This is a genomic window from Streptomyces atratus (assembly GCF_014648655.1).
Taxonomy (GTDB): Bacteria; Actinomycetota; Actinomycetes; order Streptomycetales; family Streptomycetaceae; genus Streptomyces; species Streptomyces atratus.
Window position 1 is genome coordinate 283,989 of the sequence record NZ_BMRN01000006.1, and the last position, 13,907, is coordinate 297,895.

Genomic DNA, 13,907 nt, shown 5'->3' on the forward strand with positions numbered 1-13,907 from the left:
AACTGGTGGCGCTCCTCCTAGGAGCGGCCACCTCCCATCTGCACGGAATCAGGGCCGTTCGAGACGGACGGCCCTTTTCTCTGCCCTCGTACGGGTACGGATGCCGGTGATCACGGCGGGCCGTCCTCCAGGCAACCAGCACTCGCGAGGAGAGAAACCCCATGAGCACCGTCACCGCATCGCCCGAGGAGCGCACCGCCGAGCTGGAGGCGCGGATCAGGCAGGCCCCGGAGAAGTTCCGCGTGATGACCGGGGACCGGCCCACCGGTCCGCTGCACCTCGGGCACTACTTCGGCACCCTCCACAACCGCGTCCGGCTCCAGGACCTCGGTGTGGAGGTCTTCGTGATCATCGCCGACTACCAGGTGCTCACCGACCGGGACGTCGCCGAGCGGCTCGCCGAGCACATGGAGGCGATGCTGCTGGACTATCTGGCCGTCGGGATCGACCCGGCGCGCTCGACGGTCTTCAACCACAGCGCCGTGCCCGCGCTCAACCAGCTGATGCTGCCGTTCCTCAGCCTGGTCTCCGTCGCCGAGCTGAACCGCAATCCCACCGTCAAGGACGAGATCGCGCACTCCCGGCAGTCGGCCGTCAGCGGGCTGATGTTCACGTACCCCGTGCACCAGGCCGCCGACATCCTGTTCTGCAAGGGAAATCTGGTGCCCGTCGGTCAGGACCAGCTGCCGCACCTCGAAGTCACGCGGACCGTCGCCCGGCGCTTCAACGAGCGGTACGGGGCGGTCTTCCCGGAGCCGGACGCGCTGCTCTCCGCCGCGCCGCTCCTGCTCGGCACCGACGGCACCAAGATGAGCAAGAGCCGGGGCAACTCCATCGCGCTCGGTGCCACCGCGGACGAGACGGCCCGGCTGATCAAGGGGGCGAAGACGGATGCCGAGCGGCACATCACGTACGAACCGGAGACCCGGCCCGGGGTGGCCTCGCTCGTGCTGCTGGCGGCGCTCTGTCTGGACCGGGACCCGCACGCCGTGGCCGAGGAGATCGGTGGGGGCGGCGCGGCGGCACTCAAGCGGACGGTGACCGACGCCGTCAACAGCCGGATGGCGCCGATCCGGGCCCGACGGGCCGAATACGCGCAGGACATGGGGTACGTACGGTCGGTGCTCCGGGCCGGGAACGAGCGCGCCGACGCGGTCGCCGCGGCGACGCTGGACGAGGTGCGCGGGGTGATGGGCGGCGTGCTCTAGACGCTCTGTCCGGCGGGTGGTCAGGTGGTGGGTTCTGGCCAGGCGCCCCGGGCCGCCACCTCCAGGATCAGCGCCGCGATGTTCCAGGCGTCGTCCGCGCCGCTGTGGTGGCGGCCCTCCAGGGGGAGGCCCGCCACCTCCAGGGCCCGGGCCATGCCGGGGCGCTTGCGCAGGCCGTGGGCGGCGGTGAAGGGGAGCTTGGCGTTGGTGTGGCGGTGGCCGAAGGGGTACGGGGTGCCGGTCGCCCGGCACTGGCGGGTGAACTGGTTGCGGTCGTAGTCGCCCCAGCTCGCCCAGGGGCGTATCCCCGCCCGGTGCTCACAGGCCAGCAGACGGCAGGCGTCGGCGAAGGACATGCCCGTGTCCACCTCGGCCTGGGTGAGACCGGTCAGTTCGGTGCAGAACGCGCTGACGGCGGACCGGGCGGGCCGGACCAGGATCCGGTGGCGGGCGACCCTTCCCCGAGCTCTCCACTCCGTTCGAGCAGGGGAGACCCCATCGGCCGCGCGCAGGTCGACGACCGTCAGCCCGATCTCGATGATCTCGCTGACCGCGCCGGGCGGCGGCTGCCCGTCCCAGCAGGTCGCCTCGATGTCGATCACGTTCAGGAGTTCGGGGGCCGTGTCCATGGGCGGCACGGTAGGCGGCGGGGCGCGTACCCGGCATCCGGATTTCGGGCCGGCGGCCACGGCCCGCCACCGTCCCCGCTACGGCCTCGGTGCCACGATCCGCCGCCTGCGCAGCAGTTCGGCCAGGCCCCGGCGGGTCGCGGCGATCACCACGCGGTCCTCGGGGCGCAGTACGTACCCGGGGTGCAGGTCCCAGACCAGGCCCGACGGGCGGTCCGGGGAGGCCGGGGCGGGTGTGGCCAGGTCCGGGCGGCGGTGCTCCGGCGGGGTGGCGTCCAGGGCGAGGACCCGCCAGGCGCCCGCCCGGAACGCCTGCTCCACCGTGCGGCCCTCCAGTTGCGGGTGCCCCGCGACCTCGACCGCCGCGAACAGCATCACCTTCCGCTCGACCGGGATCGCGCCCAGGATCTGCCGGCCCATCATGGCGACCGCGAAGGCCGGAGCGGCCAGGTGGGAGACGGACCGGGAGCGGGTCAGGGCCTGCGGGTGGGCGGTGCGCAGGGTGCGGTAGACGGCGGTGGCGAACTCGTCGTCGAACAGGCGCAGGGCGACACGCAGGTCCGGCTTGACGGAGCGGGCGTACAGCGCGGCCTCCAGGTTGGTGGTGTCGATGCTGGTCAGGGCGAGCAGTGCGCGGGAGCGCTGGATCTTCGCCGCCTCCAGCACCCCCTCCTGCGTGACGTCACCGAGGACCACCGGTACGTGCAGCCGCCGGGCCACCGGGATTCCGCGCGCGTCCGGGTCGTCCTCCACGCACACCACGGGAATGCCGAGCTCACGCAGCCGGACGAGGACCCGCGTACCGATCTTGCCGAGGCCGAGCAGCACCACATGGCCGGACAGGCCCCGTGGCGGCCGGCGCAGGGACGAGGCCGTACGGAGCGACCCGAAGGCCTCCAGCACGCCCGCCACGAGCAGCGGCAGCAACATCAACCCGGCCACACCCGAAAGGAGTTGGATCACCTGACGGGCCAGGGGGTCGCCGATCGCCGGGTCACCCATCGCGAACAGGTCCAGCAGCGTCAGATACGCGGCGTGCAGCGGATCGTCGCCGGTGGTGAGTGTGGAGGCGACGGCGAGGCCCAGCACGGCCAGGCCGACACCCAGCGCCGACCAGCGCAGCCGCCGGGAGAAGAACTGGCTGAGCGGTGCGCCCCTGCCGCCCATCCGGGGCGGCGGACCGGCCGGTCCCGCCTGGCTGACCGCCTCCAGGACGACCGTGCCACGCCCCGTCGCGGCGGCCACCTGCCGTTCGTCGGGCAGGAGTTGAGGGCCCTCCTCGCCGCTGCTGTCGGAGCCCTCGGCGCCCGCCGGGTCATGGGTGGTGGAGGAGAGCAGCGCGAGGGTGCACAGGCCGGGGTCGGCGACCCGGCCGTCCTCGGGCGGGGTGCGTTCGGCGGCGCGCAGCAGCAGGCCCTCCGCCTCGATGACCTTGCTGGAGCCGGTGAGGGCGGTCGCCGCGAGGGCGGGCGCGGCGGTGTCGGCGTCGGAGAGGACGGTGGTCGACGCGTCCGGCGCGGTCGGGTCAAGACCGGGTGCGGCAACGGCGGCGGCCTGGTCGAGCAGGGTCTCCAGATACTGGCCCAGCTTGCGGTTGTAGAGCCGGATGACCAGCCGGACACGGGGGTTGAGACGGCGGGCGGTCAGCGCCGCGCGGATATTGCGCTCGTCGTCGTCATAGACCAGGGCCAGTGCGGCGGCCGATTCGACGCCCGCCTCCTCGAAGGCCTCGTCGGACGGCTCCGGCGCCTCCAGAATGCGTACCGCCTCGACCCCGGCATTGGTGTCGCCGTTCCCGGGAGCACCTGCGGAACCGTTTCCGCCGTTGCGGTTCATCGCCTGCGACATCCGGCCGAACAGCGCCGCCGCCCGGGCCCGCCCGGTCAGCGGCAGCTCCGGCCGGCGTGCGTCGCGCCCCGGCGGCAGAACGAGGGTGACCCGCTCCCCGTACACATAGCGCAGCTCCACGGCGAGCCGCTGGGCCAGTGCGTCGTCACCGCAGACGACCATGTGCCCGCCGAGCGGGGAGCGTTGGGGCTGCTGGGGAAGTGTGGACACGGAACCCAGCATGCCTTGCTCCTCTCCGTCGTACCCGGCCGGTCAGTGATCTTCCTGCGGAACGGCGGACGGCGGTGCCGCGTGCCGGGCCTGCGGGCGTGCGAGCAGCCGGCGCGGGTCCGCGACCCGGACGATCGCCGACTCGACCGCCGCGATCCGGTCCGCGAGCAGTCCCAGTGCGGCGACCGCCCTGGCGACGGGGTCGCCCTCCGGGGCGCCGAGCGCCTGGGTACGGACGTAGGAGGCGGTGATCGCGGACCAGCGCGCGGACTGCTCGGCGGTGAGCCGGCCGCGCAGCGCGGCGAGTTTCAGCAGGTTGGACTCCGCACCCGTGGTCAGCGTCTGGGCCTCGCCCGCGTAGTGGTCGTCGATGACGGCGAGGAGTTCCGCGTCGTTCATCACCGGCACGATGCGCTCCGCGATCTTGTTCATGTTGCGGTACGAGCCCTGCAGCCGGAACGGCGGCTCGGTGCGCGTCGCGTCCGTCTGCGCGGCCGAGGCGATGTACGCGGCGTTCACGGCCAGGACCGTGTCCCGGGCGGTCAGCAGATGACGCAGGACCGAGACGATCCGGTCCACCTCGGCAGGCGTGTACGGGTGGTCGAGCCGGTCCGCGCGGATTGCCCGGTCCGTGCCGGAGGCGAGCCGCACGAACAGGGCGAGATCGTCGCGGGAGCGACCGGCGAGCGGGGCCAGCACCGGGTTGGCGGTCAGCGCGTTCTCGACGAAGCTCAGCGCGAAGACGTCCTCGCGGCCGCTCAGCACCTCGCCGAGATTCCACACGTCGGCCCGGTTGGCGAGCATGTCGGGGATACGGAACCGGGCCCCCGACTCGGTGTACGGATTGCCCGCCATGCACACCGCGAACCGCTTGCCCCGCAGGTCGTAGCTGCGCGGCTCGCCGTCCCGTACGCCCTCGATACGGCGGGTGGCGTCGCAGAGCGGAATGAATTTCTGGAGCAGTTCGGGCGAGGTGTGCTGAATGTCGTCGAGGTAGAGAAGCGTGTTGTTGCCCGTCTCCAGAGCAAAGTTGATCTTCTCGATCTCCTGGCGGGCGGTCGCGGTGCGGGCCTGGGCCGGGTCGAGTGAGGTCACGTCGTGGCCGAGGTTCGGGCCGCTGATCTTGACGAGGACCAGGCCGAGCCGGTCGGCGACGTACTCCATCAGCGTCGTCTTGCCGTAGCCGGGCGGCGACACGAGCAGCAGCAGGCCCTGCGAGTCGGTGCGCCGGTCGGCGTCGGCGGTGCCGAGCTGCTTGGCGAGGCTGTCCCCGATCAGCGGCAGGTACACCTCGTCCAGCAGCCGGTTGCGGACGAACGCCGACATGACGCGCGGCCGGTGGTCGTCCAGCCGCAGCCGGGCCCGCTCGGCGTTCACGAGCGCGGTGCGCCGACGCTGGTAGGCGCGGAAGCCGGGGACGGCCGCGGTACGGAACTCGGCCGTACGGGCGAGGAGTTCGTCGATCCGGAGGGCCAGCGCGCCCCGGTCGACGCGCGGGTGCGTGCCGAGCAGGCCCTCTACCCGTGCGGTCAGCGGGGCCTCGCAGTCGTACCGGTCGAGCACCGGCTCCGGGCAGAGCTCCACGGCGACGGCCTCCGCGAGATCGCCCGCGTCGATCGCGGTGCCGCTCGCGGTGGCGTACGAGGCGAGCCAGCCCTCGACGAGCTGGCGGCGGGCCGGCAGGTCGTCGCCCAGCGCGGCGAGATCCTCGTCGTACGCCGAAGTCCCTGTCGTACGGCGGAACTTGTCCAGGAACGTGCGGACGGCGGCGCTGGTCACGAAGCCGGCCGGGCCGCTCGTCAGCTCCTCGAAGAGGTACGCGGCGACGGCGGACGGGGCCTCGCCGCCGATGACGGCCGCCCACTCCTCCTGAAGGGCGTCGACGGCCGGGGCGAGCCCGAAGGTCTCGCGGGCGCGGGCCAGCGAGCGGGCCCGCCGGGTCCATGAGGTGCGCCGCGCCTCGTCCGTGCCGTACGCCCAGAAAAGTTGAGCAGTTGCCCGGACGGCGGGCGGGCAGCGCAGCAGGCCGGCCCCGGCGTGCAGCCGCAGCAGGGTGGTGAGGATCGCGGTGGCGTCCTCGTCGTGGACACCGCGCTGATAGCCCTCGTCGTACGCGGCGGCGGCCGACTCCCGTACGAGAGAGGCGAGTTCGGCCGGGGGCAGGGCGGCGAGGGTGTCCGCGCCCCGCTCGTCGAGGAGCCGGGCGGCCAGGTGCTCGGCCCGGTAGACCTGTGGGGACTCGGAGGGGAGGGTCTGCTCCCAGTACGAGCGGGTCGCCTCGAACTCCGGGTCGGTGACCGGCGCCCGGTAGTCCGTGCCGGTGAGCGCGAAGGCGAGCCGGTCCCCGTGCGGGACGAGCGTCAGGTCGAAGGGCTGGGTGTTCACCGCGAACCGATGTCGGCCCAGCCGGATCACGGCGCCGCCGTCCGCGTACAGCTCACTGCGGTCGCGCAGCGCCCGCCCGGCCTCCTGGCGGGCGGCCAGCAGCTGCCCGTCGAGCTCCTCGGCCCGCACCGGATCGCCGAGTTCGCGCAGCTCGTCGGCGGTGCGGCGGATCTTGGCGGCCATCGGGTCGGAGGCCAGGAAGGTGTTCACGGCGTCCAGGTCCGGCAGCGCGGACAGCCGCCGGGAGACGGTCTCCAGGACCCGGGCCGCAGACTGCGCCAGCCGCTCGGCGCGCCGGGCGCGGGCGTCCTGAAGGTTCTGCTTGCGGGCCGAGAACGCCTCGTACACCTCCGTCCGGCGCTCGGCCAGCTCGGCGAGGAAGTCGTCGAACTCCGCGAACCGCGACTCCAGGTTTTCCAGCTGGAGCAACAACTTGGAAAGTTGATCGTCGCAGGCGTCCGGGGTGTCCGCGGCGGCGATCGCCCCGGTGACGGCCTGCCCGAGCAGCGCGAACTCGGCGGCGAACTCGGCGCGGCCCTCGTGGTCGAGGAGTTCGCGGCGGCGGGCTTCGAGCGTGGCGCGGGCCCGGTTGACCCCGCCGAGGACCTCGGCGATCCGCTCCAGGATCGAGGTGCGGACCGTCGTGTCCCCGATGTCGAGACCGGCGACGACGTCCGTGACGGTGCTCAGCCCGTCCGTCATGCCGTTCAGCCGCTCGCCGAGCGCCGCCGCGTCCGCGACGGTGGCGAGCCCGGACGCCTCGGCGGTGAGATCGGCGATGGACTCGTGGTAGCCGGTGAAGGCGTCGTCCCGGCCGAGGAAGGCGACGGCGCGCTGCCCGGCCGATTCGAGGTCGGCGGCGGTCGAGGCGGAGAGTTCGGCGATCCGCCCGGTGTCCGCGTACCGCATCTCGGCCAGCGTCGCCAAGTGGCCGTGGGCGCGGCGGAGTTCGGTGAGCCGGCCCACCCAGGCGGCGGCCGAGCGGGGGGCCTCGCCGCGGATGCGGCGGACGAGCGCGGTGAGCCGGTCGGCCGTCTCGTCGAGTGCGTCGGCTGCCTGCCGGGTCAGCTCCCGCACGGTCTCGAACTCGGTCAGGACCTGCTCGGCGGTGGCCTTCAGCTCCGCCAACGGGGCGGCGAGTGCGCCGAGTTCGGCGTCGGTGAGCCAGTGGTACCGGTCGGTGGCGCGGGTGCAGTCCGCGACCAGCTGTGCGTACACGGCGGCGGTCGGTGTGGTCTCGGCGGCGCTGTGCGCCAGCGCCAGGCAGTCGGAGATCCCGCGCACCAGATCGGCGTTGCCGACCCGGGCCAGCGGGCCGGTCCCTGCGGGGCGGGAGGCCGCGTGGGTGTCGGAGACGTACGGGGTCCGCCAGCGCTGCAAGGGGTGAACCCGAGCCGGTTCGTCGCCCGTGGCGGTGCCTCGCAGGAGGACGAGCGTGCCGTCGTCGAGCAGGGCGTGGCCGCGGCCCTGGAGGGGAGTGGCGACCTCCTGCCGGATCAGGTTGTAGGGCAGGAGCAGGCTGCGGCCGTCGTCGGGGGAGCGGAAGACGTACAGGACGTCCTCGCCGTTCGGCGAGCGGACCGCGCCCTCGAAGACCGGCTCGGTGAGCGGCTCGGCGATGTCGAAGGTCTTGGCGGTGCCGGTGGTGAGGTAGTAGCCGCCGGGGAAGATGATCCCCTGGTCCTCAGGGAGCCGGTGGCAGGCGGGCCCGATGAGGTCCAGACGCAGGACCGTACCGAGGAGTGTGTTGAAGACCAGATACCGCCAGGACTCCTCGTTGTACGGGCGGACGCGGAGCAGGACCAGCGGGCCGATCACGGCATGCTCGACATCCGCGTCGGCGAGTGACTGGAGGGGTTCGGTGACCGGTTCCTCGTAGATCCCTTCGGGGGTGTCGGTGTCGTTGACCGTCTTGACGGTGAGGGTGCCGCCGAGTGTGTCGACGAAGAGGACGGCGCCCGTGCCGTCCCCGTCCCCGCCCACGGCGATGTGCGGGTGCCGGCCGAGGACGTGGGCCTCGCGGCCCGCGACGGTCCAGGTGAAGTCGTGCGACGGCGGGAAGACGTGATCGCGGTCGCCGCGCGCGTCGAGGAACGCGCCGGGCGACCCGTCCGGGGCGAGCGCCCAGCGCAGCACGCGGATGCCGTCGGCACTCTCGCCGGTACGGAAGACGGCGAGCAGCCTGCCGTCCACGCGGCGCAGCCGCAGGAGGCGGGCGTCGCGGTAGTAACGGTGCAGGTCGGTGAATTCGCGTACGAAGGCTTCGTCCTCGAGCAGACCGCCCGCGCCGTGGGGTGCCTCCTCCAACGCGGGGCCGCACAGCACGAGTACGTCGCCGACCCCGGCGGGTTCCGCTGCCCCCGGGCCCCGTTCGAACCCGAACAGCAGCCGGCCGCCCACGGCCACCAGGTCGCGGGGTACGGATGGCTGCTCGGTACGGATCTGCTCGGTGCCGGTGAGCCGGAGCTCGGTCGACCCGAACTCCTCCGTGCGCCGCGCGTTGAGCGCCTCGGCGCGGCTCGCGAGATCGGCGGCCCGGGCGGTCAGCCTGCGGCGCAGCACGTCGTACGTCCCCGCGTCCACGGGGCCGCCGGCGGGCGGTGCGGTCGTGGTGTCGGTTTCCATACGTGCTGCTCTCCCTACGAGCTACGGGCTACGGGCTACGAGGTGTGTGGTGCGGGGGCGTCCCGCTGCCGGGCCGTGTCCTCGATCTCCCCCATAGCCTTAAGGGCATGGGGGGACCCCCTCGACGGGCTCGATCCGTCCTGCCCGTCCGGCGAGCGGGGTTCGCTCTATGCGACCGGCGACCCGTTTTGCGAAGCGGGTACGTCGGACGCCCCCGCCACCGCGGACACCGGGACATCCGCCAGCCCCAACTCCCGTGCCGCGGCGAGCAGCTGCTGCACCTGCCCCGGCGCAACCCCCGCCCCCGGCGCTCGCATCATCCGCATCAGCAGCGCCGACACCGTCAGGTTCTGCACGTCCCCCGTCGACACCGACCCCAGCACCCGCGTCAGATCGTCCGTGAACGACGACGTGCCGTTCAGCCACGGCCCCGCGAGCGCCTTCGCCGTGTCCGAGTTCTCGACGAACCCGTCGAAGCTCTTGCCCATCGCGATGGACGAGACGAGCCGGTCGAAGAAGACCGACTCCCCGCCGACGATGTCGATGTCGGCGTTCTCCAACCCCGTGGCCAGCACCGTCGCCTGCGCCTCGGCGACCTGCCGCTGCACATCGAGCCCGGCCAGCCGGATCTCCTTCTCCGCGGCGAGCCGCAGCCGGTACTCCTCGTGGCCGCGCGAGGCGTCGTCCAGCGCCGCCATGGCGGCCGCCTTCTCGGTGAGCCCCGCCGCCTCGGCCTTCAGCTTCTCGCCGATCACCGCCGCGTCGGCCGTCGCCTGGGCCTGCGTACCCTCCGCCGCCGCGAGCGCCTTGAGCCTGGCCCCCTCCGCCTCGGCCTTGAGACGGGCGGACGTTGCCTCGGCCTCGGCGAGACCGGCCTTCTCGATGACGTCGGCCTCCGCTTCACGTACCTGAATTTCGGCGAGTCCGGGCGCCGCGGACTCCGCCTGGATGCCCTCGGCCAGCCGCAGCTTCGCCTTGGCGTCCAGGTCCGCGGTCTTCAGCCGGGCCTCGGCGAGCGTCAGCTGCTCGGCGGCCAGGTGGGTGGCCGCGGCCTCCGCGGCCTCCGCGGCCTTGATGTCCTTGACCAGCTTCTCCTGGGCCTCCGCCTCGGCGGCGATGATGACCGACCTCCGGGTGCGCTCCGACTCCTCGACGGCCCGCAACGTCTTGATGGACTCCTCCTGCTCGGCGACCGTACGGTCCACGGCGATCCGCTCCCGGATCACATCGGCGACCTCGCGGCGCTCGGCCTCGACCTCCTTCGTCGCGGCGATCCGGTCGAGTTCGGTCTGCCGCTCGCGCCCGATGACCTCGATCAGCCGGTCCTTCTCGATGCGCTCGTTCTCCACGGCGATGACACGCTCGCGGTTCTTCTGCGCGACGGCGATCTCCCGGGCCTGGTTCTCGCGCTGGATGCCGAGCTGCTCCTCGGTGCGGATGAACGCGGTCTGGGCGCCGAGCCGTTCCTCCTCCTGGACCCGGGCGGTCGCGGCCTCCTCACGGGCCCGCAGCGTCTCGACCTCGCGGCGCTGCTTGATCTCGGCCTCGGCCTGCCGGCGTTCCAGCTCCAGAATGGTCTCGCGGGCGTCGACGTTCTGCCGGGTGATCTCCTTCTGCTCGGTGCGCTGGAACTCGTTGGTGCGTACGTGCTCGATCGCCGTCAGCTCGGTGATCTTGCGGATGCCCTGTGCGTCGAGGATGTTGGCGCCGTCGAGCTGCGTCATGGGCGTCTGCTCAAGGAAGTCGATCGCCGCGTCGTCGAGGTGGTAGCCGTTCAGGTCCGTACCGATGACCTGGATGATCCGGTCCCGGAACTCCTCGCGCTTGGTGTACAGATCGACGAAGTCCAGCTGCTTGCCCACGGTCTTGAGCGCCTCGGCGAACTTCGCGGCGAAGAAGTCCTGGATCGCGACCTTGTCGCTGGCCCGCTCCGTACCGATGGACTGGGCGACCTTGATGACGTCCTCGACGGTCTTGTTGACCCGTACGAAGAAGTTGATGTGGATGTCGGCGCGGATGTTGTCCTGGCAGATCAGGCCCTCGCGCCCGGTGCGCCGGATCTCGATGGTCTTCACCGAGATGTCCATGTACTCGGCCTTGTGCAGCACCGGCAGGACGACGGCCCCGGTGAAGGTGACATCGACCTTCTTGGTCTTGGAGATGATCAGAGCCTTGCCCTGTTCCACCTTGCGGAAGAGCCGGCTGATGACGAGAAGCAGGGCGACGGCGATGAGCAGGACAACGGCTACGAGCACACCGAAGCCCAGGGTGATGGCATCCATGACAGTCCTTGGCGGCTGGTGAGGAAGGTGGAGAGGTCGGAGGTTCCCGCCCGGATGGCCGGACGGCAGGGCGGATTCGGCGCTGCGGCCGCGACGGGCGGGACGGTCAGCCGGAGCGACGCGGAGTCCGGCGCGCATCCGGGCGGGAACCCGGGCGCGGCTTCGGTGGTCCCGGGTCCAGCGCCTTGTCGTACGGCGAGACCCAGAAGAACTCGCCCTCGTCGTCGTACGCGTACAGAAGCCCCGCACTGCCCGAGGTGAGAACCGCGTCGTCCGCCGGGCCGAGCAGCCTGACCTGGACGATCGCGGTGGAACCGTCGGCCGCCGCGACCTCGGCCTGGCCGAAGTCGGAGCTGACGGAACCGGTACGGATCGTGCAGATCCGGCCGAGGAAGTCCTGCCGCGACGGAGGAGGCTCGTCCGGGAAACGCCGGCGCACCAGGCGCACCAGCACCCGCATCACGGCCCAGGCGATCAGCAGCGCCCCGGCGAACACCGCACAGGCGAGCCACGCGCGGGTGATGCCGGTGACACCGCTGCGATGCAGCAGGACCGTACCGGTCAGGCTCGTGAACCAGCCGACGACGACCATCACGGACACCGAGACGGTGACCGGCACCCCGCCGATCCCGGCCATGCCGGTGTCGAGGTCTCCGTCGAAGGAATGGTGGTCGGCCGCACCGGCCAGCACGAGGAGCCAGAAGAAGACGACGACGCCCAGCGCGGCGCCGAACAGCACGGCGGGAAAGGCGGTTGCCGCACTCAGGAACTCCTGCATCGGTCCGCCCCCTGTTCCTTGCGGGCGGTCCGGTGGTGACCCCGGTGCTGCGGCACCGCACAGAGCGGTGCCGCAGCAGCCGGGCCTTCCCCCGTATCCCCCGTGTTCCCCCGGTTGGTGCTGATCGATCGTGTCACTCGGGGCCGTGTGAGGCACTGCCGGAGTCCGGCAATCTTTGTACGTCCTTGATGCCGGGCACAGGCACCGGCCGGTATGCGTTGGGTGAGTGTCAACGTTGCGTCAGGACTTGAGGAGTGCGCGTGCCGGAGCCGGAGATTCCCGACGAGTATCTGGGGGACTATGCCCGCATACTGGCCGATGTCGCCACCACCGGCCGCCGGTTGACCCGGGACGAGCTGGACACCCGCCGGCTCCTGGGCCGGGAGGCGGCCGAGGCCGGATTCCAGCTGCGCGCCCTGGTCGGCCTCCATCTCGCGGCGACCCGCACCTCCTGGCCGCAGGCCGCCGTCACCGACGAGGCGTCCACCGACTCCGTGCTGGCAGCGGTCGAGCAGGCCGTCGACGCCTTCGCCGCGGGCTTCGAGCGGGCCCAGCGGCTCACCGTTCGGCGCGAGGAGGCGGCGCGCCGCGAGTTCATCGACGATCTGCTGTACGGGCGCAGCGATCTGGGCCGGCTCGCCGAGCGGGCCACCCGGTTCGGGCTGCGCCTCTCGCGCGCCCACGCGGTCGCGGTGGCGACGGGCCCGGAGGCGTACACGGAGACCGACTCCGTGCCGCGCGCGGTCGAGGCGGCGCTGCTCGCGCGCTTCAGCGGCCGGAAGATCCTGATCACGACGAAGGACGGGCGGCTGGTCTGTATCGCCCCGGGCAGCCAGCCCGATGTCCTGCGGTATTTCGCCAAGCAGTCGCACGCGGCGACGGACGGCGGGCGGGTCGCCGTCGGCCGCCCGCACCCGGGCCCCGGAGGCGTCGTCCAGTCGTACGACGAGGCGCTCGACGCACTGGATCTCGCGGAACGGATGGATCTGGACGATCCGGTGCTGTACGCCGCCGACCTGCTGGTCTATCCGGTGCTGACCCGGGACCGGCAGGCGATGGCCGATCTGGTGCGCAGTCAGCTGGGTCCCCTTAAGCAGGCGCGCGGCGGCGCCGAACCCCTCCTGAAGACGCTCACCGTCTACTTCGACGCGGGCTGTGTGTCCGCCGAGACGGCCCGTCGGCTGTCGCTGAGCGTGCGGGCGCTCACGTACCGGCTGGAGCGGATCCATCAGCTGACCGGTTCCGATCCGTCCGACCCGGTGCACCGCTACACCCTGCAGACGGCGGTCATCGGCGCCCGGCTGCTGGACTGGCCGGCCAAGGAGGTGTGACCCGGTCCGCACCGATGCCGCACCTGCGGGATCCGTGACCTCATCCGCGGGGTCCGTGACTCTCCCGCCTCTTCTTCAACGCCCGCACCGGGTGGCGGCGGTGGTCCCGGACCTCGGATACGGGCTGCGCCGACGGGCCCCGGCCGCAGGGGCGTCGGCCCGTCCGGGAGCCTGCGCGGTCAGTTGGGGATCGACGGTGAGGGCGGTGACACCGAGCGGCATGCCGAGCGCGCGCAGGGCCGGTTCGGAGAGCCTGATCCAGGACTGACCGTCGCCCAGGGTGGCGGCGAGCCGGTGCGCGGAGGTGAAACCGACGGCTGTGCGGTCGCCCAGCGGTGTGCGGAAGAACCGCGCCGTCCATCCGGTGGGGCAACCGGCCGGTCCCGGCCGGACGGGGACGAAGAGAGGTCCGGCCGGGCCGGGTTCAAGAGGTTCGGGGTCGTCCGTTCCGCTGCTGTCGGACATGGTGTGCCTCCTCGACGGGCCCGGGTGCATGCGTGCTGCACCCCTCACGTTATGCCCGTACGTGAGGGGAGCCGGTACGGCCCTGACACGCACTTGACGCGAGACCCCGCACCCGTGACGCGACGCTGATGCGTGCTGCGGGGAGC

At 72.2% G+C, this 13,907-nt stretch carries 8 protein-coding genes; 2 read left to right on the forward strand and 6 right to left on the reverse strand.

The window, feature by feature from the left end; all coding sequences use genetic code 11:
- Positions 1-161: 161 nt before the first annotated feature.
- The gene (gene trpS, locus IEZ15_RS13405; RefSeq protein WP_189276745.1) at positions 162-1,208 is read left to right on the forward strand and encodes a tryptophan--tRNA ligase; all 1,047 of its coding nucleotides are present in this window, start codon (positions 162-164) and stop codon (positions 1,206-1,208) included.
- A gap of 20 nt (positions 1,209-1,228) precedes the next feature.
- On the opposite strand, the gene IEZ15_RS13410 is transcribed toward trpS, so the two are convergent.
- The 5 genes from IEZ15_RS13410 to IEZ15_RS13430 form a co-directional block, all read right to left on the reverse strand.
- The gene (locus IEZ15_RS13410) at positions 1,229-1,837 is read right to left on the reverse strand and encodes a 3'-5' exonuclease (protein WP_189276747.1); all 609 of its coding nucleotides are present in this window, start codon (positions 1,835-1,837) and stop codon (positions 1,229-1,231) included.
- Positions 1,838-1,915: 78 nt separating this feature from the next.
- Entirely contained in the window at positions 1,916-3,907 is a 1,992-nt protein-coding gene (locus IEZ15_RS13415; protein ID WP_189276749.1) for an NAD-binding protein, read from the reverse strand.
- Positions 3,908-3,937: 30 nt separating this feature from the next.
- A complete protein-coding gene (locus tag IEZ15_RS13420) occupies positions 3,938-8,905 on the reverse strand; it encodes a DNA repair ATPase (RefSeq protein WP_189276751.1) in 4,968 nt (1,655 codons plus the stop codon).
- Between the two features lie 167 nt (positions 8,906-9,072).
- Complete coding sequence (locus IEZ15_RS13425) at positions 9,073-11,187, reverse strand: flotillin family protein (protein ID WP_189276753.1); 2,115 nt, start codon at positions 11,185-11,187, stop codon at positions 9,073-9,075.
- 106 nt (positions 11,188-11,293) lie between these two features.
- Positions 11,294-11,965: a hypothetical protein gene (locus IEZ15_RS13430; protein WP_189276755.1), complete on the reverse strand. Its 672-nt coding sequence runs from the start codon at positions 11,963-11,965 to the stop codon at positions 11,294-11,296.
- 260 nt (positions 11,966-12,225) lie between these two features.
- Between IEZ15_RS13430 and IEZ15_RS13435 the strand changes: the two genes are divergently transcribed.
- Positions 12,226-13,296 carry a PucR family transcriptional regulator gene (locus IEZ15_RS13435; protein WP_189276757.1) on the forward strand — a complete coding sequence of 357 codons (1,071 nt, stop codon included), beginning with the start codon at positions 12,226-12,228 and terminating at the stop codon, positions 13,294-13,296.
- Positions 13,297-13,371: 75 nt separating this feature from the next.
- Here IEZ15_RS13435 and IEZ15_RS13440 read toward each other — a convergent pair whose 3' ends face one another.
- Positions 13,372-13,761, reverse strand: a complete 390-nt coding sequence (locus IEZ15_RS13440; protein ID WP_189276759.1) for an SAV_915 family protein — start codon at positions 13,759-13,761, stop codon at positions 13,372-13,374.
- Positions 13,762-13,907 lie beyond the last annotated feature (146 nt).